The sequence below is a fragment of the Leifsonia sp. TF02-11 genome (genome assembly GCF_017565305.1).
Classification (GTDB): domain Bacteria; phylum Actinomycetota; class Actinomycetes; order Actinomycetales; family Microbacteriaceae; genus Leifsonia.
Genome location: NZ_JAGEKP010000014.1, coordinates 1 through 23791 on the forward strand (window position 1 = coordinate 1; position 23791 = coordinate 23791).

The following is a 23791-nucleotide window of genomic DNA, read 5'->3' on the forward strand; positions in this document are numbered from 1 at the left end:
GTTCGTGGACGCCGTGCGCTCCGGGCGCCCGGCGACGCCGGACGGCCAGGTCGGCCTCCGCACGCTCCGCGTCGTCGACGCCGCCCGCCGCTCCGCCGCCACCGGCGCGGTGGTCGCCCCGCTCGCGTAGGCGCAAAGCGCGCACATTCGTGACGAATCGCGAGTTTCGTGCCACGAATGTCGATATTCGTGACGAATCGTGAGTTTCGTGCCACGAATGTCGACATTCGTGACGAATCGTGAGCGTCGGTGACGGAGCTCAGCGGTCGCGGGCGATGACGGAGAAGTCCTTGTCGCCGTGGCCGGCCTCGATGGCGCGCTGCAGCTCGGCGGCGACCAGGGCGACGGCCGGGAGCGGCACGTCGCTGGTCGCGAGCATGAGGCGGGCGTCCTTGGCGAGGGCCTCGGCCGTGAACTGCGCGTCGTCGAAGTCGCCCGCGGTCACGAGGGCGCCCTTCTGCGCGGCCAGCGGCGCGATGGCGGTCAGCGAGAGCGTCGCGAGAACGTCGTCGTCGCTGAGCCCCGCGGCGCGGCCGAGTCGCAGCGCCTCCGACAGCGTCTCCATCGACACTGCGAGCGCGAGGTTGGCGACGAGCTTGGCCGCGGTGGCCGCGGCGGGCGTGTCGAAGGTACGCAGCTTCTCCTGATCGGCCCACAGCCCGACGATCCGCTTCGCGTCCCGCGCCGCGGCGTGCTCGCCACCGACGAGAACGGCGAGCGTGCCGGCCCGGGCGGGGGCGAGCGACCCGACGACCGGCGCTGCCACGTAGCGGATGCCCGCAGCGGAGGCCCACTCGGCGAACTCGGTCGCGTCGGCGGGGGAGACGGTGGTGACGTCGATCCACAGCGTGCCCGGCCGCCACGGCAGCCCCGCCTCGGTGATGGTCTCCCGAACGGCCTCCGGCCCGAACAATACACTCACGACGGCGTCGACCTCCGCGACGGCGTCCGCCGCCGTCCGGGCGACCCGCGCGCCGCGCCGCCCGATCGTCTCGGCGGCCTCCGGAGACCGGTTCCACACGGTCACCCGGTGCCCGGCGTCGATCAGATGCGGAACGAGCTCGCGGCCCATCCGGCCGAGCCCGAGGAATGCGATGTCCATGCGGCCACTCTCCACCGGAGCGGAGGTGAGGGGAAGGGTGTCGACTTGCAGGCCTTCTCACCCCTCCGGCAGCAACCCCCGTCGCCGTTCCAGGAACGCCCGCTCGCTCGCGTTCCCGCACAGCCGCAACGCCGCGTCGTACTCCTCGGCCGCCTCCACGTCGCGTCCCACCCGGGCCAGCAGGCCGGCCCGCACCCCGTGCAGCAGGTAGAAGTCGGCGAGCGGACCTCGCAGCGGCTCCGCAGCGATCAAGCCGGCGGACGGCCCGTCCGCCTCCGCCACCGCGACCGCCCGATTGAGCGACACAACGGGTGACGGCTGGGCGCGCAGCAACTGGTCGTACAGCGTCACGATCTGGCGCCAGTCGGTGTCCCGGGCGCGTGCGGCGTCGTCGTGCACCGCCTGGATCGCCGCCTGCAGCTGGTACGGCCCCGGCCTCCCGAGCACCAGGCAACGGCGCACGATCGAGTGGCCCTCCGTGATGAGGGAGGCGTCCCAGAGTGTGCGGTCCTGGTCGGGCAGCGCGATCATCGCGCCGTCGCGATCGAGTCGGGCCGGTCGCCGTGCGTCGATGAGGAGCAGCAGAGCGAGCAGTCCCGCGGCCTCCGGCTCTTCCGGCAGCACAGCGACCAGGAGCCGCGCGAGGCGGATCGCCTCCGCGCACAGCTCTTCCCGCACGAGCCGGTCGCCGGCGCTCGCCGAATAGCCCTCGTTGAAGATCAGGTAGACCACCGCCAGCACGGAGGCCAGCCGGCCGGGCAGGTCGGCCGCCGACGGCACCCGGTACGGGATGCGCGCCTGGCGGATCTTCGCCTTGGACCGCGAGATGCGCTGCGCGAGCGTCGCCTCCGGCACCAGGAACGCCCGGGCGATCTCCGCCGTGCTGAGCCCGCCGAGGAGGCGCAGCGTGAGGGCGACCCTGGCCTCCGGACCGAGTGCGGGGTGGCAGCAGGTGAAGATCAGCCGCAGGCGATCGTCGGAGACCGGCCCGGTGTCGACCGACTCGAGGGAGGTCGCGAGAGCGAGCAGCTCGGTCGCCTCGGCCTCCCGCTTTCTCCCGACCGCCTCGCGCCGCAGCCGGTCGATCGCCCGCCGGCGTGCCGTCGTGATGATCCAGCCCGCAGGGGCCGTCGGCACGCCGTCCACCGGCCACCGGGCAACCGCGACCGCGAACGCCTCCTGCACGGCGTCCTCCGCGCGGTCCAGGTCACCGAGAGACCGGTACAGCACCGAGACGGCGCGGCCGAACTCCGTTCGGAACGCGGCCGCCACCGCCTCGGCGCTGTCAGCGGAGAAGCTCATGCGAACGGGCGCACCTCGATCGGCAGCGTCGTCGCGACGGCCAGGCGCTTGCCCCATGCGAGGGCGGCGTCGAGGTCCGGCACGTCGACGATGGTGAACCCGCCGAGGTGCTCCTTGCCCTCGGCGAACGGGCCGTCGGTGACGAGCACGTCGTCGCCGTCCGGCCGCAGCACGGTCGCCGACGACGGCGGCAGCAGGCCGTTCGAGAACACCCAGGCGCCGGCGGCACGCATCTCGTCGTTGAGCCGGGCGAGGTCGTCGCCGATCGCGGCGAGCACCTCCGGCTCCGGGATGGGCCCGTCGGGCTGGTAGACGCTGAGCAGGTATTGGGTCATGGTGGGATTCCTTCCTCTCACCGTCTACACGAACGGGAGAGCGTCTTCTCGACATCATGGCGCGGACCGATCGCATTCGTCACGAATGTCGACATTCGTGCCACGAATGTCGAGATTCGTGACGAATCTCGGGGCTCCCCGCGGGGGCTTGTGCGGTCTGACGGCCGCGACGAGACTGGGCGGACCGGCCAACGACGTCCGGCCGGTGGACGACCGAGGAGGAAACGTGGAGTACAAGGACATTCCGACCAAGGCCGACATCGAGAGGATCGCGTCGCTGCGCGAGCCGGGCTGCGTCAGCATCTATCTGCCGACGGGAACGACGCCCCCGGAGGCCGACCGCGCCAGGATCGAACTCAAGAACCACCTCGCCCTCGCGGTGAAGTCGCTGGAGGCGATGGGTATCGACCGAGCGACGATCGGCCGCATCCAGACCGAGGGGGAGCTCATCCTCGACGACCGCGACTTCTGGCGCTACCAGTCGCGTTCGCTCGCCGTGTTCCTCGACGGCGAGGTCGCCGAGACGTTCCGCCTGCCCAACCGGCTGACGTCGGCGTGCGAGGTCGCCGACCGGTTCTACATCAAGCCGCTGCTGCGTGCGGTGACCTTCCCGCAGTCGGCGCTGATCCTGGCGCTCGCGCAGAACTCCGTGCGGTTGATCCGTATCGACCCGGAGGCCCCGCCCGCGCTCGTGGAGGTCGAGGGGATGCCGAAGAACGTCCCGTCTGCGGTCGGCCTGCCGTCGGTCAGCGGGCGCACGGCGTCCGGTCGCGTCCAGGGGTCGGAGGGTCAGAAGGTGCGGATGCTGGAGTACGTCCAGGCGATCGAGCGCGCGCTCCACCCGCTGCTGGCCACCTCCACCGAACCGCTCATCCTCGCCGCGGCCGAGCCGCTGGTCGGCATCTTCCGCGGGGCGACGGACTACCCACGGCTGCTCGACGACGTGATCGCAGGCAACCCGGAGGAGAAGACGGAGGACGAGCTGGCGGCCGCCGCGCGCGGTGTGCTCGACCGGCTCTACGCGGGCAAGGTGGAGGCGCTCAAGGAGGACTTCTCGACACGCATCGCCGGGGGCACCGCCCTGGTCGATCTGAGCGACATCGCCAGGGCGGCGACCTACGGAGCCGTCGAGACGCTGGTGTTCGACATCGACCGGCGGGTGCCCGGCTCGCTCGACGACGAGACCGGCAAGATCGCCTACGGCGACGACGACACCCCGGGGAACTACGGTGTGGTCGACGAGATCATCCGCCGTTCGCTCGCCTCCAAGGCGAAGGTCTACGCGCTGCGGGCGGAGGACGTCCCCGGCGGAGGCGCCGTCGCCGCCGCGGTGCGCTTCCCCGTCTGAGCGCGCGAGGGCGGCGCCGTCAGCGGCGGGAGGCTCGGGTGACCGCGTGAACGAGGAACTCCTGCACGGCCGCGAGCCAGTCGTAGACGGCCCGCCGGGTCGCCGACTCGAGGTCGTGTACGTCGCCCTCGTCGCCGTCGCGCTCGATCCCCAGCCCCGCGGCGAGCACGAGCCGGATGTCGGTGAGCGTCCGCAGCCAGGCTTGGGCTTGCGCGCCGTCGAGCCGCACCTCCACGGCCTCACCCGTCGCGTTGCCGAGCGAGTCGATCACGGCCCGGGCGTTGTCCGCCTTGCGCTCGGCGATCCGCTCGGCCGTGAACCGGCGGAACTCGGCAGAGGCTTCCGCGTCGTCCGGATATGCGTCGGGCAGAAGCCGCGCGCCGGCGGGATCCGCGGCCGCTCCCGACTCGGAGCCGTCCGCCGCCTGCTCAGCGCGGGAGGCCGCGTCCGCGGCGAACCGACGCAGGACCTCGACCTCTGCGGCCTCGAAGCGCGCGTGCACGCCGCCGCCGCGCCGGTCGGCCCGGAACGGTCTCACGCGTCCGCCTTCCTCAGCGTCGCCCACAGTCCGTACTCGTGCATGGCCTCCACGTGCCGCTCCATCTCCTCGCGCGTTCCGGTCGCGACCACAGCGCGGCCCTCGTTGTGCACGAGCAGCATCAGTCTCTGCGCCTCCGCCTTCGAGAAACCGAAGTAGCTCTGGAAGACATAGGTCACGTACGACATGAGGTTGACCGGGTCGTTCCAGACGATGGTCACCCAGGGCGAGCCGAGCTCGAGCCGCTCGCCGAGGTCGACCTGCTCCTCGACCGCGGGCACCCTCACAGCCGGCGTCACCGCGACTGCACCTCCGCGATGGCGTCCGCCGCCCGCACGAGCGCCAGGTGGGTCAGCGCCTGAGGGGTGTTGCCGGCCTGCGAGCGACCGTCGACGTCGTACTCCTCCGACAGCATCCCCACGTCGTTGGCCAGCCCAACCAGCCGGTCCATCAGCCGGGTCGCGTCGTCCAGGCGATGCGAACGCGCGTACTGCTCGACGAGCCAGAACGAGCACGCGAGGAACGGGTGCTCTCCGGGAGGCAGGCCGTCCACTCCCTGCTCGGTGCGGTAGCGCAGCACGAGCCCGTCGCGGAGCAGGTCCTTCTCGATCGCTGCGACCGTGCCGAGCATCCGCGGGTCGTCGAAGTCGCAGTAACCGACCTGGGCGAGCAGCAGAAGCGACGCGTCGACTTCGGTGCTCCCGAAGTACTGCACATACGTTCCGCGGTGTTCGTCGAACCCGTTCACCTCCAGATCGGCGCGGATCTGGTCGCGCAGATGCCGCCAGCGCTCGACCGGGCCGTCCAGCCCGTACTGTTCGACTCCGCGGATGGCGCAGTCGAAGGCCGCCCAGACCAGCCCGCGCGAGTGCGTGAACATCTGCGGCTCCCCGCGGATCTCCCAGATGCCGTGATCCGGATTCCGCCAGTTGTCCTCCAGGAAGCCCATGAGTGCGCGCTGCAACGCCCAGGAGAACCGGGTCTCGGGCACACCGGCCTCGCGCCCGCGGTCGAGGCCCAGCATGACCTCCCCGATGACGTCGGCCTGGAACTGGGTCGAGGCGCCGTTGCCCACCCGCACCGGGCGTGCGCCCTGGTAGCCGGGGAGGCTGTCGATCTCGCGTTCCGCGAGGTCGCGCTCACCGCTGAGGCCGTACATGATCTGCACGTCGCCCGGATCGCCGGCGATGGCCCGCAGGAGCCAGTCGCGCCAGTGGTCCACGTAGTCGTTGTACCCGTGCGCCAGCAGCACGGCGATCGTCAACGAGGCGTCGCGCAGCCAGACGTAGCGATAGTCCCAGTTGCGCTCGCCGCCGAAGCTCTCCGGGAGCGACGTCGTCGCTGCCGCGACGATTCCGCCGGTCTCCAGATGCGTCAGCGCGCGCAGGATGAGCAGCGAGCGCACGACCTCCTCGCGATACGGGCCGTCGTGGTCGCAGCCCTCGGCCCAGCCGGTCCACCACGCGCGCGTGCGCTGCAGCGCGTCCTCCACGTCGAGCGCTTCCGGGGTCGCGCGGTGGGAGGGGAACCAGGTCATCGAGAGGTCGACGGTCTGCCCGGCGTGCACGGTGAACGTCCCCTCGTGGGCGTGGTTGCTCGCGTGCAACGACGAACCCCGGAAGACCAGGCCGTCCGGACCGGCGACCGCCACCAGCGCCGGCGGCTTCTCGTCGGTCATCCTGCGCACCCACGGGATGGCGGTGGCGTAGCCGAACCGGATCCTCAGCTCCTCGCGCATCTCGACGTGGCCGCTGACCCCGCGCACCCGCCGCACCAGGTCGGCGCGGTGATCGCCCATCGGCATCGCGTCCACGACCTCCACCTCGCCGGTGGACGTGCGCCACCGAGTGACGAGGATCATCGTGTCGCGCTCGTACGCGCGCGTGCAGCTCGCGGCGGGATCCGCGGGGGCCAGCAGCCAGCGGCCGTGATCCTCCGTGCCCAGCAGGGCGCCGAAGGTCGACTGCGAGTCGTACCGCGGCAGGCACAGCCAGTCGATGCTGCCGTCCCGTCCGACGAGGGCTCCCGTGAAGCAATCACTGATCAGGGCGTAATCCTCGATGGGGAGCGACATATCCCCAGTATGGCCGTACTGTGAAGGCCATGACGCAGACCGTTGGCACTCTGGTGATTCTCGGAGCGAGCGGCGACCTGTCGTCCAGACTGCTGCTCCCCGCGGTCGGACAGCTGCTCACCAATCACCCCGAACGGCGCTTCCGGCTGATCGGCGCCGGGGCGGAGGAGTGGTCGGACGCGAAGTGGCGGTCCACCCTCCGCGCGTCGTTCAAGACGGTGAAGGCGAGCGGGCCTGCGGTGGACGAGCTGCTGAAGGAGTCCAGGTACCTCTCGGTCGACGTCACGAAGGCCGACGACCTCCAGCGGATCTTCGACCTCTGCGAGGGAGCTCCCGCGCTGTACTTCGCGCTCCCGCCCGCCATCACCGCGAAGGCCTGCGAAGCGCTCGGGAAGCTGACCCTCCCTGAGGGGCTCACCCTCGCACTGGAGAAGCCGTTCGGCACGGACAAGCGCAGCGCGATTGCCCTGAACAAGCGGCTGGCGACCCTGGTGCCGGAGGAGCGCATCCATCGCGTCGATCACTTCCTCGGCAACTCGACGGTACTGAACCTCATCGGTCTGCGCTTCGCCAACAGCATCCTCGAGCCGGTCTGGAACGGCGACCACGTGCAGAGCGTCGACATCGTCTACGACGAGACGCTCGGGTTGGAGGGCCGCGCCCGCTACTACGACAACGCCGGCGCCCTCATGGACATGATCCAGAGCCACTTGCTGCAGGTGCTCGCCGTCGTCGCCATGGAACCGCCGTCGGCTCTCGACGCCACCGACCTGCGCGACGCCAAGGCGACGGTGCTGCGAGCGACGCACATCTGGCATGACGATCCCGTCGTGGCGAGCCGGCGCGCCCGCTACACCGCGGGGACCGTCGACGGCCGCAAGCTGCCCGCGTACACGAACGAGCCGGGGGTGGATCCGTCCAGGAACACGGAGACGCTCGCGGAGCTCACGGTCGAGATCGACAACTGGCGCTGGGCCGGTGTGCCGTTCACGCTGCGCTCCGGCAAAGCGCTCGGTTCGCGCCGCCGCGAGATCCTGGTCACGTTCAAGCCGGCCAGGCACATCCCGCGCGGACTGCGGGGCCACACCGAGCCCACGATGCTGCGGATCATGCTCGCGCCCGATGCGATGTCGTTGGAGCTGAACATCAACGGGCCGGGCGACCCGCACGAGATCGAGCGTGTGGCCCTGAGCGCGGAGTTCGGGCCAGGGCTGCTGCTCGCCTACGGGGAGGTCCTGGAGGGAATCCTCGACGGAGACCCGTCGCTCTCGGTGCGCGGAGACACCGCCGTGGAGATGTGGCGCATCGTGACGCCGGTCATCGCCGCGTGGAAGAAGGACGACGTCCCGCTCCAGACCTACCGCGCGGGCTCAGCCGGACCGTCCTCTTGGAAGCGCATCGGCTGAGCCGACGCTCGAGACAGCGGATTCTGCGCCGCCTGGCGCGATTCGCGCGAACTTCGCGCCGTCTCGCGGGGGTTAGGCCGCGGGGCGCTGGGCGATCGCGGGGGTCTCGCCGGTGACCGGACGACGGAGGTCGGTCCAGACGGTGATGGGCGCGGGCTCCCAGCCGAACGCGGCGGGCTCTGCGATCTCGGCGGGTGCCTCGGCGTCGACGACGACGGGCTCGGCCTCTGCCTCGGCGCGGTGCTGCGGCTCGGCGGCCACGAGGATGTCGGACTCGCCGGCCTCGAGCCGGCGGCGCGCCTCCATGAGCGCGGTCGTGATGCCGACCGAGACGGACTGCGAAAGGACGGAGTGGAAGATGGTGTCGGTGTCGTCGGAGGAACGGCGCGAGACCGTCCACTCGCCGTGTTCGCCGATCAGCTCGGCGATCTTGGCGTGAACCACTTCGAGGATCTGTGCATCCGTCAACTGAGGAACCGGCGCCGCCTGCACCTCGGCGGCGGCGTGCCGCCTACGTCCGAACATCGCGAAACCCCTTCCAGGTTCTCCGTCGAGAACAGTTTCGGGGCCGTACCTGCTCAAAACGCGCGGACACGCCGTGCGGACTGCGGAAATCGCGCGGTCAGTGCCCGATTTCGCGTTCGTCGGCCTCGCGGGACTCCTGCAGCACCGTCCCGACCGCGATCACGACGCTCAGCGCCGCACTGATCCAGATGAGTGGCACGCGCCAGTCGCGCGGTCCGTTCTTGGTCGTCTGGATCGTCGTCCACAGCCCGATGACCGCGCTGATGACCGCGCCGTTGAAGATGAACTTGCGCATCGGCGTCCTTTCGCTCGTGAGTTAGCGTACGCTGCCCAAGGCGTTTGACGAGAGGAGTGGCATGCGGACGGCTGTCGTCGGCGCGGGGCTCCTGGTGCTCGGCGCAGTCGCGGCGGCGACGGGACTGCTGCCCTGGTCGGACGCGCTGGCCCTCTGGGATCGCGTGTGGCCGATCCTTCTGTTCGTCATCGCGGTGACCGTGGTGACCGAGCTTGCGTCGGAGGCCGGCGTGTTCACCGTCGTGGCGCAGCAGACCGCGCGGTGGGGCCGGGGGAGAGCGTGGCTGCTCTGGCTGCTGGTCGTCGTGGTCGCGACCCTGTGCACGGTCTTCCTCTCACTCGACACGACGGCCGTGCTGCTCACACCGGTCGTGATCGTCCTCGCGAGGCACGCCGGGCTCGACCCGCTGCCGTTCGCGCTCACGACAGTGTGGCTGGCCAACACCGGGTCGTTGCTGCTGCCGGTGTCCAATCTCACGAACCTGCTGGCCCAGCACGCGATGGGCGATCCGTCGCCCTTCCAGTTCGCCGCACTCATGTGGGCGCCCGCGGTGGTGGCGATCGTCCTGCCGATGGTCGTGGTCGCCGTGCTCTCCCGAAAGCAGTTGCGGGTGCGGTACGTCACGGGCGACGAGGAGGGCATCGAGGACCCCGTGTTGTTCTGGATCAGCGCAGCCGTCGTGGTGGCGTTGATCCCGCTGCTGGTGTCCGGCATCCCGGTCTGGCTGCCGGCGTCGGTCGCGGCCGTCGTTCTCGTCGTGCTGTTCGCCGTGCGCCGCCGCGAGGTGCTGCGGTTCGGCCTCCTGCCGTGGCAGTTGGTGCTGCTGGCCTCCGGGCTGTTCCTGTTCATCGAGGCACTGCACGCCAACGGCCTCGGCACGCTGCTGGCGCAGGTGTCGGGAACGGGGGAGTCGCCGCTCGATCTGCTGCGGCTGTCGCTGACCGGCATGGTCGGGGCGAACGCGATCGACAACCTCCCCGCCTACCTGGCGCTGGAACCCGCGGCCGGCAGCCCGGTGCGGCTCGCCGCGCTGCTGATCGGGGTGAACGCCGGTCCGTTGATCACTCCGTGGGCGTCGTTGGCGACCCTCCTCTGGCACCAGCGGCTGTCGGCGTTCGACGTCCGCATCCGCTGGCGCCGCTACGTACTGCTCGGCCTGCTGGTCGCCCCCGTCACCGTCGTCGTCGCCACGCTGGCCCTCGCCGCGACCGCCTGACTCCTCGGACTACTCACTGCTACTCCGCCGGCAACAGCTGGGAGGCGGTGACGATGCGGCGCCGGGCGACGGCCGCGAGCGCGAGTCCGAAGCCCACGACGGCCCAGAGGAGGAGCCCGCCGAGGCCGCGCCAGACCCCCGTCGAGCCGTCGACCACGCCCTGCAGCGCTGTGATCGCCGGCGAGGTCGGCATCCACGCCATCACGCTGTCGAAGAACCCGGGCGCCGTCGACACGATCCCGGAGGCGAGCGTCACCACGACCACCAGCATCGCGATGAAGCGGCCGATGCCGCCCAGGAGGGCGACCAGCCCGTGGTTCACGGCGGCGAAGCAGACGGCCGCCGCGACGGAGACCGCTGCGAAGCCGAACCAGGCGCCGACGCTCAGGTGCATCGCCGGCTGCATGATCCCCGCCACGAGCAGACCCTGGACGACCCCGATCAGAGCGGCGGGCGCGAGGCCGTCGACGGCGATGAGGCCAGCGGCGCGGGAGGTCAGGAGCGCGCGCCGCGAGAGCGCCTGGAGAACCAGGAAGGTGGCGAGCGCGCCGAGCCACAGGGCGACGGACGCGAAGAGCGGGACGCTCGAGGTGCCGAACGCCGTGGTTCCCGACTGCTTCTGTCCGACCGGCTGCGAGGCGACCGACGCGAGGTTGGTGCGCTGGCCCGCGTCATACGTCGGCAGCTGGGCGACGGCGGTGTCGAGGCCGGAGGCGAGGGAGGCAGCGCCGGAAGCGGACTGGTCGGCGCCGCTGGCGAGCGGCTGGAGGCCGGCCGTGAGCTGCGCGGTGCCGTCGGCGAGCTGCGAGGCGCCCGCGGCGGATTGCTCGGCCCCGCCGGCGAGCGTCGCCGCACCGTCCGCCGACTGGTGGGTGCCGGCGGCGAGCTGGCCGGTGGCGGTCGAGAGCGTGCCGAGATTCGACGACAGCTGCGTGGTCTGGCCGGCGATCGTCGACGCTCCGGAGGCCGCTCCCGATGCGTAACCGATTCCCTGTTGAAGGTCGGGCAGATTGGCGCTGACTGCTGCGCAGAGCGCCGCCAGTTGCGGGTCGACCGGTGTCGGCGTGCAGTTGGCCGCCGCGGCAGCGCCGATCGCCTGAGTGGCGCTCGTGACTTTCGCCGCGGAGGTGTGCGCGGCGGCGCCCACGCCCTCGATGGCGGCGGGGAGCTGCGCTGCGCCGGATGCGGCCTGGCCGAGGCCGCCCGAGACCGTGTCGAGGTTGCCCGCGATCGTGCCGAGCCCGCTGGACAGGTCGGAGGCTCCGCCGGCCAACCGGGAGACGCCTCCCGCGAGCGACGACGCCCCACTGGAGAGCTGCGCCCCCGCGTCCGCGGACTGGTGCGCCCCCGAGGCCAGCTGCGTCAGGCCGGTCGAGAGCGAGTGCGCCCCGCTCGCCGCCTTGGCGAGCTGGTCGTGCAGCGTGTTGAAGCCGACGTAGACGTTCTCGAGATAGGTCGTCGTGAGCTGCTTGTTGAGGACCCCGGTGGCCGTGGTCGTGACAGCTTGGCTGATCGCCGGATCCACGAGCTTCGACTTCTGGCTGGTGCGGACGTCGATGGTCGCCTGGGTGGCCGCGCCGTCGGTGCCCGCCGTGGAGGTCGCCGCCTTCGAGAAGTTCTTCGGGATCGTGACGACCGCAACGTAGCTGCCGTCGGCGATGCCGGCGTCGGCGTCCTTCTGGTCGGTGAGCACCCAGGTGAAGTTGTCGTTCTTCGCGCCGAGCAGGCCGGCGGCCATCTGCCGGCCGAGCGGCACCACTTGGCCGTTGACGGTGACCGGCTTGTCGAGGTTGACGACGGCGGCCTTCACCTCACCGAGGCGATCGGTCGGGTTCCAGAGGGCCCAGACCAGCAGGCCGCCGATGACGAGCGGCACGAGGACGAGCCCGACGATGGTCAGCCAGGTGACCCGCTTGTCGGAGCGCATGCGCTCCAGCGAGAACAGCGAGCGCGGACGGCGCAGAGGGGGAGTGGTGGTCATCGGGCGTTCGCCTTCTCGAGGTGGGCGGCGGGGTGGTCAGCGTGGTCGGTTGAGTCGGTCGTGCCGGCCCTACCGGCGACGTCGGGTGTCGCGGGGTGGGAGGTCGCGGGGTGGGAGGTCGTGGGGCGCGCGGCGCCGTCGGCGTCGATCGCGAGTTGGACCGCAGTGGGCTCCGCGGTCGCCGGTAGCAGGTCGTCCAGTCCGGAGGGGTCGACGCAGGTCACGACGAGCGCGAACGGGCGCCCCGCCTCCCGTGCGTTCGCGAACGCGCGGCCGAGCTCGACGCGGACCCGCCGACGCTCCACCGGGTCGGTGAGGCTGTCGGCGGCGTCGAGCCCGAGGACGACCGGCGAGCTCGCGAGCGCCCGGCGGACGTCCTCCACCGGCGTCTCCGAGTGGTCGAGCCGCACGACGGACGTGCGCGATCGCACGGCCGCGCCGCGTGTCGGCAGGACGAAGTCCGCGACCTTCACGGTTCCGCCCGCGACCTTGGTGCGTCCGGTGACGGCCATCAGCAGGGCGAGGGCGGCGGTGCGGTCGGGACCGTGCACGACCAGGGCCTCGCCGTCGCCGAGGCGGAACGACACGTCGCGCAGGATGGGCGTGCGGCGCGCGCTCACGGCCAGCCCGTCGGCCGCTGCCACGAATCGTGAGCCGGGCTCCGGCCAGTCGGCCAGCTCTAGCTCCTTCTGCAGGCCGTCGCCCTCCACGTCGAACGAGGGGAGCACGCGGTCGAGCCAGCGCGGCATCCACCAGGCCTTGTCGCCGAGCAGTTGGAGCACGGCGGGCACCAGGGTCATCCGCACGATGAACGCGTCGACGAAAACGCCGACGGCGAGGCCGAGGGCGATCGGCTTGATGGAGGTGTCGCCCTCCGGCACGAACGCGGCGAAGACCGAGATCATGATGACGGCCGCGGCCGTGACGACCTTGGCGGAGCCGACGAAGCCGCTCTGCACGGCTCTGCGCGCATCACCGCCGTGCACGTAGTCCTCCCGGATCCGGCTGACCAGGAAGACCTCGTAGTCCATCGCGAGCCCGAACAGCACGCCCATCAGGATGATCGGCATGAAGCTGATGACGGGCCCCGTCTTGTCGAGGTGCACAGCGTCGGCGAACCACCCCCACTCGAACACCGCGGTGACCGCGCCGAAGGCGACGCCGACCGAGAGCAGGTAGCCGAGCGCGGCCTTGATGGGAACCGCGATCGAGCGGAACACCATCGTCAGCAGCACGAGCGAGAGCCCGACGACCAGGATGCCGAACGGCAGCAGCGCGCCGGCCAGCCGCGACGAGACGTCGATCTGGGCCGCTGTCGTGCCGGTCACCTTGAGGTCGACCCCGTATTCGTCGAGGAAGTGCTGGTGCTTGGCGCGCAGCTCCGAGACCAGCTGGGCGGTCTGCGGATCGTCCGGGGCGGTCGTCGGGATGACCTGCACGATCCCGGTGTCGGCGTTCTGGTTCGGGGTCGACAACGGCACGGCGGCCACGCCGGGCAGGTCGGCGATCTCGGCGCCGAGCTTCTTCATCAGGCCGACCGGGTCGTGGCTCGAGATGATCGAGCCTGTGACGATCAGCGGGCCGTTGTAGCCCGGCCCGAAGTGCTCGGACACGAGGTCGTAGGCGATGCGGGCGGGGTCGGACTTCGGGTGCGACCCCGCGTCGGGGAGCGCCAGCCGCAGCTGGAGGGCCGGGAGGGCCGCGATGCCCAGCGCGACGACGACCGCGACCACCGTGACGATCGGGAACCGGGTGACAGCGCGCACCCACGTGCGGAACGGTCCCTTCGGGATCTCCGCCTTCGCCGCGTGTGCGAGCGACGGGTTGGCGCGGGTCTGCGGCGCTTCGGCCGGCGGTTCCGCTGCGGCGCCTCCTGGCGCGTCGGCGCCCGTGGCGGCCGCCTTCGCCTTCGCCTTCGCCTTCCGAGCGGCGCGCTTGGCGGCGCGGTGCCCCGGGGTGATGCGGGTGCCGGCGAAGCCGAGGAATGCCGGCGTGAGCGTGAGCGCGACGAGAACCGCGATCGCGACGGCGACCGACGCGGCGAGTCCCATCGTGGTCAAGAAGGGGATTCCGGCCACGGCGAGGCCGGCCAGCGCGATGATGACGGTGATGCCGGCGAACAGCACGGCGGAACCGGCGGTCGCCACCGCGCGGGCGGCGGACTCCTCCGGATCGACGCCCGCCTTCAGCTGGCTCTGATGGCGGGAGATGATGAAGAGCGAGTAGTCGATGCCGACCGCGAGGCCGAGCATGAGCGCCAGCAGCGGCGTCGTGGAGGAGATCGGCCCGAAGAGCGTCGCGATGAAGATGAGCGCCATCGAGAGGCCGACTCCGAGCAGGGCCGTCGCCAGCGGCATCCCCGCGGCGAGGATCGATCCGAACGTGATGATCAGCACCACGATCGCGATCACGAGTCCGATGCCCTCCGTCGGCGAGATCGTCGGCAGGCTCTGCGAGAACAGCTGACCGCCGACGGCCACCTGCGATCCGGAGGGCAGCTCGGTGCGGAGGTGGGCGCCCGCATCGGAGATCGCCATCTTCGTCGCGGCGGGCACCGTCGTCTGCTGGCCGTGCAGCTGCACCGTGATGATAGCGGCCGTGCGATCGTCGGAGATCAGGTTCTTGACCGTGGAGCTGTAGGGGGAGGTCGTCCCTGCGACGCCGTCGGTCTTCGCGAGCTCGGCCACGGTCTGCTCGACGGGCTTCTGGATGGCGGACTGGTCGACCGTCTCGCCGTCGGGCGCCACGACGACGATCTGGGCGCTGGTGCCGCTGACCTGCGGGAAGGTCCTGCTCAGCGTGTCGAGGGCCTCCTGCGACTCGGTGCCCGGGATGCTGAACGTGTTGTCCGTGCCCTGGTTGAAGGCGATGGCGCCGCCGGCGAGGAGGACGAGCAGCAGCAGCCATACGGAGAGCACGAGCTTGCGGGCGCGGTAGGCCCAGCGGCCGATCGAATACAGGAGCGAGGACACGCGTTCTCCAGGAGTAGTGACCGACGGAACCGGGTTCGGGACCGCCGAGTGGATTTCGATACACAGTTGTATCCGACGCCCGAAACTGTATCGGATACACTCGTGTATCGGGAACTCGATCCAGGAAGGTTTCAGCTTGGAAAGCACAGCTCTCAGAGAGGACGCCCCCGTCGAGTCCGCGCGCCGCCGGCGCACCCGCGCCCGCCTCCTCGACGCCGCCTTCGACGTGTTCGCCGAGCAGGGCGTCAGGGCCGCCAGCGTCGAGACGATCGCGGAGGCGGCCGGCTTCACGCGCGGCGCGTTCTACTCGAACTTCTCGAGCAAGGAGGAGCTCTTCTTCGCACTGATGGAGCGCGAGAAGGTCATGCGGATCCAGCAGCTCGACTCGGGCGTCGAACAGTTCCTGCGACCGCTCGTCGGCGAGGGCGGGGTCGAGCTCGACGACGCCGATGTCATCCGCACCATCACCCGCATCCTCGAACTGCAGTCCGACGACCGGCGCTGGTGGCTCGTCCAGTCCGAGTTCCTTCTGTTAGCGCTGCGCGACCCGGCGATCTCCGCCGACTTCCTGCGCTACCAGGACAGCTTCTTCCAAGAGCTCACCGAGACGGTCGTCGCGGCCCTGGCGAGCGCCCGCCGCCGCTTCACGATCGATCCGGAGGAGGGGGTGCGCATCATCGCGGAGCTGTGTGCGAACGGCGAAGCGCGCGCCCTGCTCGCCGGCGACGAGCGACCCTTCGCCGAGCGCCTGTCGCAGACCGTCCCGGCCATCCTGCTCGCGCTCACCGAACGGGTGTGATCAGCGCTTCCCCTGCGGACTCCGATCGAACGACGAGGAGCAGCGGGTAACGTGATTTCGATGCGACGCAGAGTGCTCACCTCCGCTCTCACGGCCGCGCTCGGAGCCGCCGTGCTCTTCACCGTTGCCGCGTGCGCGTCTCCCGGCGCTCCCGAGAGCACCCACGACGCGACCCCGCAACCGGCCCCCACCGCATCGACGACGCCGGATCCGTTCCCGCGCAAGCCGCTGACCGAGCGCACCCGCTACGTCGCCCTGGGCGACTCGTTCGCAGCGGGGATGGGCGGCGGAGACGAGACCGGCAAGTGCCGGCTCAGCCCCTACAGCTACCCGAACGACTTCACGCGGGCCTCGGGGATCGACCTCGTCGTGAACGCCGCGTGCGCGGGGGCGACGACCTCCGACCTGCTCAGGCACCAGCTGATCGCCCTCGACGACCGCACCGACCTCGTCACGGTGAGCGTGGGAGGCAACGACCTCGGCGTCGCCGACATCGCGGCGGAGTGCACAGCGGGCAAGGCCGTGCCGTGCCGCGACGGGGTGTCGTCGGCTCTGTCGCTGCTCAACGTCCTCCCGGAGCGGCTCACCGCCGTCTACGGGGCGATCCACGACGCGGCGCCGAACGCGCGTATCGTCGTGACCGGCTACGCGCTCATGTTCGACAACTCGAACACCAAGTCGCCCGACTTCGGCACGGCGACGGCGATCAACGCGGCGACGCTCGGACTGAACCAGACCGTGCAGGACGTGGTGTCCAGCCAGCGCTCCGCCGGCGTGCCGATCACGTACGTCGGTGTGGACTTCGCCGGCCACGGCATCGGCTCGAAGTCGCCCTGGCTCAACGTCAGCGGGATCGACGCCTTCCACCCGAACGCAGCGGGCTACGGACAATACTCGAGCGCGCTGGTCCGGCTGCTGGGCCGGGCTCAGTAGCGGGCGGCGCCGGCGTCACGTCTGCCGCGCTCGTGTGCGTCTGTGCGAAACTCAGGGTCTCCTGGAGCATCGCCCGCCGTTCCGCCGCATCGCGTGCCTTGCGGGTGTTGACCTCCGCGACGATCGACCCGCTCCAGCCGGAGGCCGCGAGCGACCGGAGCACGGCCGCCACCGGCTGACTGCCGCGGCCGGGCACCAGATGTTCGTCGAAGACCCGGTTGTCGTCGAGAGCGCCCGAGCCGTCGCAGAGATGCACGTGCCGCAGCCGGGAGCCGAGCGCGCCGGCCAGCTCGAGGCCGTCCACGCCGCTCAGCGCGGCATGGGAGAAGTCCAGCGTGACGGCGTCGCAGTCCATCCCGACCGGGTTCCAGTGCGGCACGTACCCGGCCATCGACCGCCCGGCGACCTTCCACGGGAACATGTTCTCGACCGCGACCACGACACCCGTCGACGACGCCGTCGCCCGGACGATGTCCAGGAAGTCCTCCGCGTATCCGGACTGCCAGCGGAACGGCGGGTGCACGACGACCGTGTCCGCGCCGAGCTCCGCCGCAAGCTCCGCCGACTTCTCGAGCTTCACCCGGGGGTCGCGCCCCCACACGAAGTGGGTCAGCAGGAGGACGGGCGCGTGGATGCTCAGCACGCGCGTCCCGTGCCGATCGGCCAGCGCGCGGAGCGCCCGCGCCGACTGCGTCGTCTCATCCCGCGTCACCATGACCTCGACGCCGTCGAACCCGAGCTCCGAGGCGGTCCGGAACGCCGTCTCGACCCCGAGGGGGTAGACGCACGTCGTGCCCATGCCGATGCGGATCACGTCGTCACTCTAATCGCGGGCGCTGAACGCGTCGTGTCGGTGAGGTGACGCAACCCCCTCAGAGGTTGGAGGGTGCGCTGGTAGCCTGGCCAGTACGAGCATTCGACCTCGACGGGGGAGTTGACCGACCATCAGTACGACGTCAGAGACAGCAGCGACCGAAACGTACGAACTGGTGATCGTGTCCAACCGGCTCCCGGTCGACCGCGTCGTCGACGAGAGCGGTCAGGCGAGTTGGCGCCCATCGCCCGGCGGGCTCGTGACAGCCCTTCAGCCGGTCATGCGGGCGGAGGACGGCGTCTGGGTCGGCTGGGCCGGCGTGGCCGACGAGGAGATCGAGCCGTTCGAGGCCGACGGCATCAGCATCCTCCCAGTCGCCCTGAGCGAGCAGGAGCTGCAGGAGTACTACGAAGGCTTCTCGAACGACACGCTCTGGCCGCTCTACCACGACGTCATCGCCCAGCCGAGCTACCACCGCGAGTGGTGGGAGAGCTACGTGCGGGTCAATCGCCGGTTCGCGGACGCGGCGGCACGAGCGGCCGCCCAGGGCGCCGTCGTGTGGGTGCACGACTACCAGCTGCAGCTGGTGCCCGCGATGCTGCGGGAGGTGCGCCCGGACCTCGTCATCGGGTTCTTCAACCACATCCCGTTCCCGCCGTACGGGATCTACTCGCAGCTGCCGTGGCGACGCCAGATCATCGACGGTCTGCTCGGTGCCGACGTCATCGGCTTCCAGCGCGTGGCCGACGCCGGCAACTTCTCCCGCGCGGTGCGCCGCCTCAAGGGCTACGAGACGCGCGGGCCGATCATCGAGGTGCCGATCGACAGCGACGACCCGGAGGCCGGGTCGCACCGCCACGTGACCACCAACCGGCACGGCGGCCTGGTGCGCACGGTCCTCGCGCGTGCCTTCCCGATCTCCATCGACGCCGAGCAGTACCAGTCGCTCGCCCGGCGTCCGGACATCCAGGCGCGGGCGGCGGAGATCCGCGAGGAGCTCGGGAACCCCGAGACCATCATGTTGGGGGTCGACCGCCTGGACTACACCAAGGGGATCGGCCACCGGCTCAAGGCCTTCGGCGAGCTGCTGCGCGACGACCGGATCGATGTGGAGGACGTCACGCTCGTGCAGGTCGCCAGCCCCAGCCGGGAGCGCGTGGAGACCTACCGTCAGCTGCGCGACGAGATCGAGCTCACGGTGGGCCGCATCAACGGCGACTACGCGACGCTCGGGCACACGGCCGTCGCCTACCTCCACCACGGCTACCCGCGGGAGGAGATGGTCGCCCTCTACCTGGCGGCCGACGTGATGCTGGTGACCGCACTGCGCGACGGCATGAACCTCGTCGCGAAGGAGTACGTCGCGACGCGTGTCGATGAGGACGGCGTGCTCGTGCTGAGCGAGTTCGCCGGCGCCTCCGACGAACTGCGGCAGGCCCTCCTGATCAACCCGCACGACATCGAGGGCCTGAAGGACACCATCCTCCAGGCGATCGCCATGCCGAAGCGCGACAGGGTGCGACGCATGCGTGCGCTGCGCAAGAAGGTGCTGACCAACGACGTCGCCCGCTGGTCCGCGAGCTTCCTCGACGCGCTCACGCGCAGCGCGCACGGCGACCACCCCTTGCAGGACCCGCCGGTCAACCGGCGCTGACCCCGAGAGTCGATCCGGAGAGTCGCATGACAGACCACGCACGCACGCCCGCAGCACCGCCGGCCGCCGTCGCGCTCGCCACCGCGGTGGCGCAGCTCGCCGGGGCCGAACGACTCCTTCTCGCCCTCGACTTCGACGGCACCCTTGCGCCGTTCGTCGACTCTCCGGCTGAGGCACGAGCGCTTCCGCAGGCGAAGGCGGCGCTCGACCGCCTCGAGTCGCTCCCCGACACCTGGGTCGCGTACGTTTCCGGCCGCCCGCTCGCGAGCCTCGAGAACGTGACGGAGGCCGACGCCGACGCGCTGCTCATCGGGTCCCACGGCGTCGAGATCCGCTTCGGCCGCGACGGCGTGTCCCTCGACCTGACCGACGACGAGCGCGCCACCCTCGACGGGCTCGGGCGTGTGCTCGGCGCCCTCGTCGAGAGCGTCCCCGATACCCGGCTCGAGGTGAAGCCGGTCGGCTTCGGGGTGCACTACCGGCTGCTCGAGGGCGACGCGGGCGCCGACGTCGTCGCGCGGGCGTACGCGGCCGCCGCCACCGTGAGCGACGAGCTGACGATCCGGGACGGCAAGGACATCATCGAGTTCTCGGTCCGCGGCGCTGACAAGGGAGACGGCATCCAGCGGCTGCGGGAGTACACCCGTGCGACGGCCGTGCTGTTCGCCGGAGACGACGTCACCGACGAGGACGGCTTCGCCGTCCTGCGCCCGGACACCGGCGACCTCGGGATCAAGGTGGGGGAGGGCGACACCGCCGCGCAGTTCCGCGTCGCCGACGAGCGCGCGATCGCGACCCTGCTGGCCCTGCTGGCCGACGCGCGCGAGCGCGTGCGGTAGTCCTGCAGAGCGCAGTCCTCCACAGCGCGACGGCCCCGCCACTTCTCCACTGCTCCCGGCCCATGGCCGAAGGGGCATCCAATCGGTCCTAGAGTTGTCACATGCCAGAGATCGATTGGAAGCCGCGTTCGCGCGTCGTCACGGACGGGATCGAAGCCACCACCAGCCGCGGGATGCTGCGGGCCGTGGGCATGGGCGACGCCGACTGGGAGAAACCCCAGATCGGCATCGCGAGCTCGTGGAACGAGATCACGCCCTGCAACCTCTCTCTCGACCGCCTCGCCCAGGGGGCCAAGGAGGGCGTGCACTCCGGAGGAGGGTATCCGCTGCAGTTCGGCACCATCTCGGTCTCCGACGGCATCTCCATGGGCCACGAGGGCATGCACTTCTCGCTCGTGTCGCGGGAGGTCATCGCCGACTCCGTCGAGACGGTCATGATGGCGGAACGGCTCGACGGCACCGTGCTGCTCGCCGGCTGCGACAAGTCGCTGCCCGGCATGCTCATGGCAGCGGCCCGGCTCGATCTGGCCGCCGTGTTCCTCTACGCCGGCTCGATCGCTCCCGGCTGGGTCAAGCTCAGCGACGGCACCGAGAAAGACGTCACGATCATCGACTCGTTCGAGGCCGTGGGCGCGTGCAAGGCCGGCAAGATGAGCGAGGAAGACCTCAAGCGCATCGAGTGCGCCATCGCCCCCGGCGAGGGCGCGTGCGGCGGCATGTACACGGCCAACACGATGGCCAGCGTCGCAGAGGCCCTCGGTATGAGCCTTCCCGGCTCCGCGGCGCCGCCCTCGGCCGACCGCCGACGCGACTACTTCGCGCACCGCTCCGGCGAGGCCGTCGTCAACCTGCTCAAGCAGGGCATCACGGCCCGCGACATCCTGACCAAGAAGGCGTTCGAGAACGCGATCGCCGTCGCGATGGCGTTCGGCGGCTCGACCAACGTCGTCCTGCACCTCCTGGCGATCGCTCACGAGGCCGATGTCGATCTCACGATCGACGACTTCAACCGCATCGGCTCGAAGGTCCCGCACATCGGCGACCTCAAGCCGTTCGGCAAGTACGTCATGAACGACGTCGACCGGCACGGCGGCGTCCCCGTCGTGATGAAGGCCCTGCTCGACGCCGGGCTGCTGCACGGCGACTGCCTGACGGTCACCGGCAAGACGGTCGCCGAGAACCTCGCAGAGATCAACCCGCCGGCGCCGGACGGCAACGTCATGCGCTCGCTCGACAACCCCATCCACCCCACCGGCGGCCTGACCATCCTCAAGGGGTCGCTGGCGCCGGAGGGCGCCGTCGTGAAGACCGCGGGCTTCGACGCCGACGTCTTCGAGGGCCCCGCCCGCGTGTTCGAGCGCGAGCGCGCCGCGATGGACGCCCTGACCGAGGGGCGGATCAACGCCGGCGACGTCGTCATCATCCGCTACGAGGGCCCGAAGGGCGGCCCCGGTATGCGCGAGATGCTGGCGATCACCGCGGCCATCAAGGGCGCAGGCCTCGGCAAGGATGTACTACTATTGACGGACGGACGATTCTCAGGCGGCACAACCGGCCTGTGCATCGGCCACATAGCACCCGAAGCGGTGGACGCAGGTCCCATCGCATTCGTGCGCGATGGTGATCTGATACGGGTCGATATCGCGGCTCGCTCCCTCGACCTACTGGTCGACGAGTCAGAGCTGACCGCCCGCCGTGAAGGCTGGGCGCCCCTTCCTCCGCGCTATACCCGTGGCGTTCTCGCGAAGTACTCCAAGCTCGTGCGCTCCGCTGCTGAGGGCGCGGTCACGGGGTAGCCCTTCGCCTCGACACAGCTCCATCCACCATTCGCACGTAAGGGATCGATAAGGCATGACGCCGGATGCAACCCCCAGCACAGTGTTGCCCTCCGCGACGCCAGGAAAGGCGTCGCCCGAAACCCTGACCGGCTCCCAGTCGGTCGTCCGCACCCTCGAGCTCCTCGGCGTCACCGACGTCTTCGGGCTGCCGGGCGGTGCGATCCTGCCCATCTACGACGCGATCATGGACTCGTCCGTGATCCGCCACATCCTGGTCCGCCACGAGCAGGGCGGCGGTCACGCGGCCGAAGGCTACGCGTCGGCGTCCAACAAGGTCGGCGTCGCCATGGCGACCTCCGGCCCCGGCGCGACCAACCTCGTCACCGCGATCATGGACGCGCACATGGACTCCGTGCCCGTGGTGTTCATCACCGGCCAGGTCTTCTCCACGCTGATGGGCACGGACGCGTTCCAGGAGGCCGACATCGTCGGCATCACCATGCCGATCACGAAGCACTCCTTCCTGGTCAAGAAGGCCGAGGACATCCCGGCGACCATCGCCGCGGCCTACCACATCGCAGGAACCGGGCGTCCGGGTCCCGTGCTGGTGGACATCACGAAAGACGCCCAGCAGAACTCGGTGCCGTTCGTCTGGCCGCCCAAGATCGACCTCCCGGGCTACCGGCCGATCACCAAGGCGCACGGCAAGCAGATCCTCGCCGCCGCGCAGCTCCTCGCGGAGTCCAAGAAGCCGGTGCTCTACGTCGGCGGCGGTGTCATCCGGTCCCAGGCCTCGCAGGAGCTCCTCGAGCTCGCCGAGACCACGGGAGCGCCGGTGGTGACCACGCTGATGGCGCGCGGGGCGTTCCCCGACACGCACCAGCAGCACCTCGGCATGCCCGGCATGCACGGCACGGTGCCGGCGGTCCTCGCCCTGCAGGAGGCCGACCTCATCGTGTCGCTCGGGGCGCGCTTCGACGACCGGGTCACCGGCAACACCTCCCTCTTCGCACCCAACGCGAAGATCGTGCACGTCGACGTCGACCCTGCCGAGATCTCGAAGATCCGCATCGCCGACGTCCCCATCGTCGGCGATGCCAAGGACGTCATCGTCGATCTGACCGCGGCCTTCCAGGAGGCGACCCGCGGCGCCGAGGTCGATCTGGTCGAATGGTGGACCTACCTCAACGGGCTCCGCGAGGAGTTCCCGCTCGGGTACACCCCGACCAGCGACGGCCTGCTCGCTCCGCAGCACATCATCCAGCGCATCGGCGAGCTGACCGGACCGGAGGGCATCTACACCGCCGGAGTCGGGCAGCACCAGATGTGGGCGGCGCAGTTCATCAAGTACGAGCGCCCCAACTCCTGGCTCAACTCGGGAGGCGCCGGCACCATGGGCTACTCGGTCCCCGCCGCGATGGGAGCCAAGGTGGCCCAGCCCGACCGCGTCGTGTGGGCGATCGACGGCGACGGCTGCTTCCAGATGACCAACCAGGAGCTCGCCACCTGCACGATCAACGACATCCCGATCAAGGTGGCGATCATCAACAACTCGTCGCTCGGGATGGTGCGGCAGTGGCAGACGCTGTTCTACGACGGCCGCTACTCCAACACCGACCTCAACACCGGTCACGACACCGTGCGCGTGCCCGACTTCGTGAAGCTGGCCGAGGCGTACGGCGCCCTCGGCATCCGCGTCACGAAAGAAGAAGAGGTCGACGCGGCCATCAAGCTGGCGCTGGAGACGAACGACCGTCCGGTCGTGATCGACTTCGTCGTCAGCGCCGACGCCATGGTGTGGCCGATGGTCCCGCAGGGCGTCAGCAACAGCTACGTGCAGTACGCCCGCGACCACAGCCCCGCCTTCGGAGAGGAGTAAC

20 protein-coding genes are annotated in these 23791 nt (G+C 70.5%); 9 read left to right on the plus strand and 11 right to left on the minus strand.

Annotated features, from left to right (window positions below; translation table 11 throughout):
* Positions 1-259: 259 nt before the first annotated feature.
* The 3 genes from JNB50_RS16995 to JNB50_RS17005 are packed head-to-tail and all read right to left on the minus strand — an operon-like array spanning position 260 to position 2739.
* Positions 260-1102: an NAD(P)-dependent oxidoreductase gene (locus JNB50_RS16995; protein WP_208041363.1), complete on the minus strand. Its 843-nt coding sequence runs from the start codon at positions 1100-1102 to the stop codon at positions 260-262.
* Positions 1103-1159: 57 nt separating this feature from the next.
* The gene (locus tag JNB50_RS17000; RefSeq protein ID WP_208041364.1) at positions 1160-2404 is read right to left on the minus strand and encodes an RNA polymerase sigma factor; all 1245 of its coding nucleotides are present in this window, start codon (positions 2402-2404) and stop codon (positions 1160-1162) included.
* On the minus strand, positions 2401-2739 hold the full coding sequence (locus tag JNB50_RS17005) for a YciI family protein (RefSeq protein WP_208041365.1): 339 nt from the start codon (positions 2737-2739) through the stop codon (positions 2401-2403). Before JNB50_RS17005 ends, JNB50_RS17000 begins: the two co-directional genes overlap by 4 nt.
* Before the next feature lie 226 nt (positions 2740-2965).
* Here JNB50_RS17005 and JNB50_RS17010 point away from each other — a divergent pair, with 226 nt between their 5' ends.
* On the plus strand, positions 2966-4087 hold the full coding sequence (locus JNB50_RS17010; RefSeq protein WP_208041366.1) for a hypothetical protein: 1122 nt from the start codon (positions 2966-2968) through the stop codon (positions 4085-4087).
* 19 nt (positions 4088-4106) lie between these two features.
* Here JNB50_RS17010 and JNB50_RS17015 read toward each other — a convergent pair whose 3' ends face one another.
* From JNB50_RS17015 to JNB50_RS17025, 3 genes are read right to left on the minus strand one after another with little or no spacing between them, the layout of a single operon-like run.
* On the minus strand, positions 4107-4625 hold the full coding sequence (locus JNB50_RS17015; RefSeq protein ID WP_208041367.1) for a DUF2017 domain-containing protein: 519 nt from the start codon (positions 4623-4625) through the stop codon (positions 4107-4109).
* A complete protein-coding gene (gene clpS / locus JNB50_RS17020) occupies positions 4622-4924 on the minus strand; it encodes an ATP-dependent Clp protease adapter ClpS (protein ID WP_208041368.1) in 303 nt (100 codons plus the stop codon). Before clpS ends, JNB50_RS17015 begins: the two co-directional genes overlap by 4 nt.
* Positions 4921-6699, minus strand: coding sequence for a glycoside hydrolase family 15 protein (locus tag JNB50_RS17025; RefSeq protein ID WP_208041369.1), 1779 nt, complete (start codon positions 6697-6699; stop codon positions 4921-4923). Before JNB50_RS17025 ends, clpS begins: the two co-directional genes overlap by 4 nt.
* A 29-nt stretch (positions 6700-6728) precedes the next feature.
* Between JNB50_RS17025 and JNB50_RS17030 the strand changes: the two genes are divergently transcribed.
* Entirely contained in the window at positions 6729-8105 is a 1377-nt protein-coding gene (locus tag JNB50_RS17030) for a glucose-6-phosphate dehydrogenase (RefSeq protein WP_208041370.1), read from the plus strand.
* A gap of 72 nt (positions 8106-8177) precedes the next feature.
* Here JNB50_RS17030 and JNB50_RS17035 read toward each other — a convergent pair whose 3' ends face one another.
* Both JNB50_RS17035 and JNB50_RS17040 read right to left on the minus strand, forming a co-directional pair.
* The gene (locus JNB50_RS17035; protein WP_243768608.1) at positions 8178-8630 is read right to left on the minus strand and encodes a hypothetical protein; all 453 of its coding nucleotides are present in this window, start codon (positions 8628-8630) and stop codon (positions 8178-8180) included.
* 97 nt (positions 8631-8727) lie between these two features.
* Positions 8728-8925 (minus strand): hypothetical protein, encoded by a 198-nt coding sequence (locus JNB50_RS17040; protein WP_208041371.1) that lies wholly within the window; start codon positions 8923-8925, stop codon positions 8728-8730.
* Between the two features lie 61 nt (positions 8926-8986).
* Between JNB50_RS17040 and JNB50_RS17045 the strand changes: the two genes are divergently transcribed.
* Positions 8987-10141: an SLC13 family permease gene (locus JNB50_RS17045; protein WP_208041372.1), complete on the plus strand. Its 1155-nt coding sequence runs from the start codon at positions 8987-8989 to the stop codon at positions 10139-10141.
* A gap of 19 nt (positions 10142-10160) precedes the next feature.
* On the opposite strand, the gene JNB50_RS17050 is transcribed toward JNB50_RS17045, so the two are convergent.
* Together JNB50_RS17050 and JNB50_RS17055 are read right to left on the minus strand one after the other, a co-directional pair.
* Entirely contained in the window at positions 10161-12122 is a 1962-nt protein-coding gene (locus JNB50_RS17050; RefSeq protein ID WP_208041373.1) for a YhgE/Pip domain-containing protein, read from the minus strand.
* Positions 12119-15094 (minus strand): MMPL family transporter, encoded by a 2976-nt coding sequence (locus JNB50_RS17055; protein ID WP_208041374.1) that lies wholly within the window; start codon positions 15092-15094, stop codon positions 12119-12121. Before JNB50_RS17055 ends, JNB50_RS17050 begins: the two co-directional genes overlap by 4 nt.
* Positions 15095-15230: 136 nt before the next feature.
* On the opposite strand from JNB50_RS17055, the gene JNB50_RS17060 reads away from it, so the two are divergent.
* Both JNB50_RS17060 and JNB50_RS17065 read left to right on the plus strand, forming a co-directional pair.
* Entirely contained in the window at positions 15231-15893 is a 663-nt protein-coding gene (locus tag JNB50_RS17060; protein WP_243768609.1) for a TetR/AcrR family transcriptional regulator, read from the plus strand.
* 60 nt (positions 15894-15953) lie between these two features.
* Entirely contained in the window at positions 15954-16826 is an 873-nt protein-coding gene (locus JNB50_RS17065) for an SGNH/GDSL hydrolase family protein (RefSeq protein WP_208041375.1), read from the plus strand.
* Here JNB50_RS17065 and JNB50_RS17070 read toward each other — a convergent pair.
* Positions 16738-17640, minus strand: a complete 903-nt coding sequence (locus tag JNB50_RS17070) for a sugar phosphate isomerase/epimerase (protein ID WP_208041376.1) — start codon at positions 17638-17640, stop codon at positions 16738-16740. The genes JNB50_RS17065 and JNB50_RS17070 overlap by 89 nt on opposite strands.
* Positions 17641-17821: 181 nt before the next feature.
* Between JNB50_RS17070 and otsA the strand changes: the two genes are divergently transcribed.
* The 4 genes from otsA to JNB50_RS17090 all read left to right on the plus strand — a co-directional run bounded on the left by otsA (position 17822) and on the right by JNB50_RS17090 (position 23790).
* Positions 17822-19294: an alpha,alpha-trehalose-phosphate synthase (UDP-forming) gene (otsA, locus tag JNB50_RS17075; RefSeq protein WP_307794772.1), complete on the plus strand. Its 1473-nt coding sequence runs from the start codon at positions 17822-17824 to the stop codon at positions 19292-19294.
* A gap of 26 nt (positions 19295-19320) precedes the next feature.
* A complete protein-coding gene (otsB, locus tag JNB50_RS17080) occupies positions 19321-20133 on the plus strand; it encodes a trehalose-phosphatase (protein WP_208041377.1) in 813 nt (270 codons plus the stop codon).
* A 101-nt stretch (positions 20134-20234) separates the two neighbouring features.
* Positions 20235-21929, plus strand: coding sequence for a dihydroxy-acid dehydratase (gene ilvD, locus JNB50_RS17085; RefSeq protein ID WP_055919763.1), 1695 nt, complete (start codon positions 20235-20237; stop codon positions 21927-21929).
* Positions 21930-21984: 55 nt separating this feature from the next.
* Complete coding sequence (locus JNB50_RS17090; RefSeq protein ID WP_208041378.1) at positions 21985-23790, plus strand: acetolactate synthase large subunit; 1806 nt, start codon at positions 21985-21987, stop codon at positions 23788-23790.
* Position 23791: the final 1 nt, after the last annotated feature.

Bases quoted from the DNA above. Each gene is read 5' to 3' on its own strand.
- JNB50_RS17000 (WP_208041364.1), bottom strand. From the start codon at position 2,404: ATGAGCTTCTCCGCTGACAGCGCCGAGGCGGTGGCGGCCGCGTTCCGA.
- JNB50_RS17065 (WP_208041375.1), top strand. From the start codon at position 15,954: ATGCGACGCAGAGTGCTCACCTCCGCTCTCACGGCCGCGCTCGGAGCC.
- JNB50_RS17040 (WP_208041371.1), bottom strand. From the start codon at position 8,925: ATGCGCAAGTTCATCTTCAACGGCGCGGTCATCAGCGCGGTCATCGGG.
- JNB50_RS17045 (WP_208041372.1), top strand. From the start codon at position 8,987: ATGCGGACGGCTGTCGTCGGCGCGGGGCTCCTGGTGCTCGGCGCAGTC.
- JNB50_RS17030 (WP_208041370.1), top strand. From the start codon at position 6,729: ATGACGCAGACCGTTGGCACTCTGGTGATTCTCGGAGCGAGCGGCGAC.
- ilvD (WP_055919763.1), top strand. From the start codon at position 20,235: ATGCCAGAGATCGATTGGAAGCCGCGTTCGCGCGTCGTCACGGACGGG.
- JNB50_RS17035 (WP_243768608.1), bottom strand. From the start codon at position 8,630: ATGTTCGGACGTAGGCGGCACGCCGCCGCCGAGGTGCAGGCGGCGCCG.
- JNB50_RS16995 (WP_208041363.1), bottom strand. From the start codon at position 1,102: ATGGACATCGCATTCCTCGGGCTCGGCCGGATGGGCCGCGAGCTCGTT.
- JNB50_RS17050 (WP_208041373.1), bottom strand. From the start codon at position 12,122: ATGACCACCACTCCCCCTCTGCGCCGTCCGCGCTCGCTGTTCTCGCTG.
- JNB50_RS17025 (WP_208041369.1), bottom strand. From the start codon at position 6,699: ATGTCGCTCCCCATCGAGGATTACGCCCTGATCAGTGATTGCTTCACG.
- JNB50_RS17005 (WP_208041365.1), bottom strand. From the start codon at position 2,739: ATGACCCAATACCTGCTCAGCGTCTACCAGCCCGACGGGCCCATCCCG.
- JNB50_RS17090 (WP_208041378.1), top strand. From the start codon at position 21,985: ATGACGCCGGATGCAACCCCCAGCACAGTGTTGCCCTCCGCGACGCCA.
- otsB (WP_208041377.1), top strand. From the start codon at position 19,321: ATGACAGACCACGCACGCACGCCCGCAGCACCGCCGGCCGCCGTCGCG.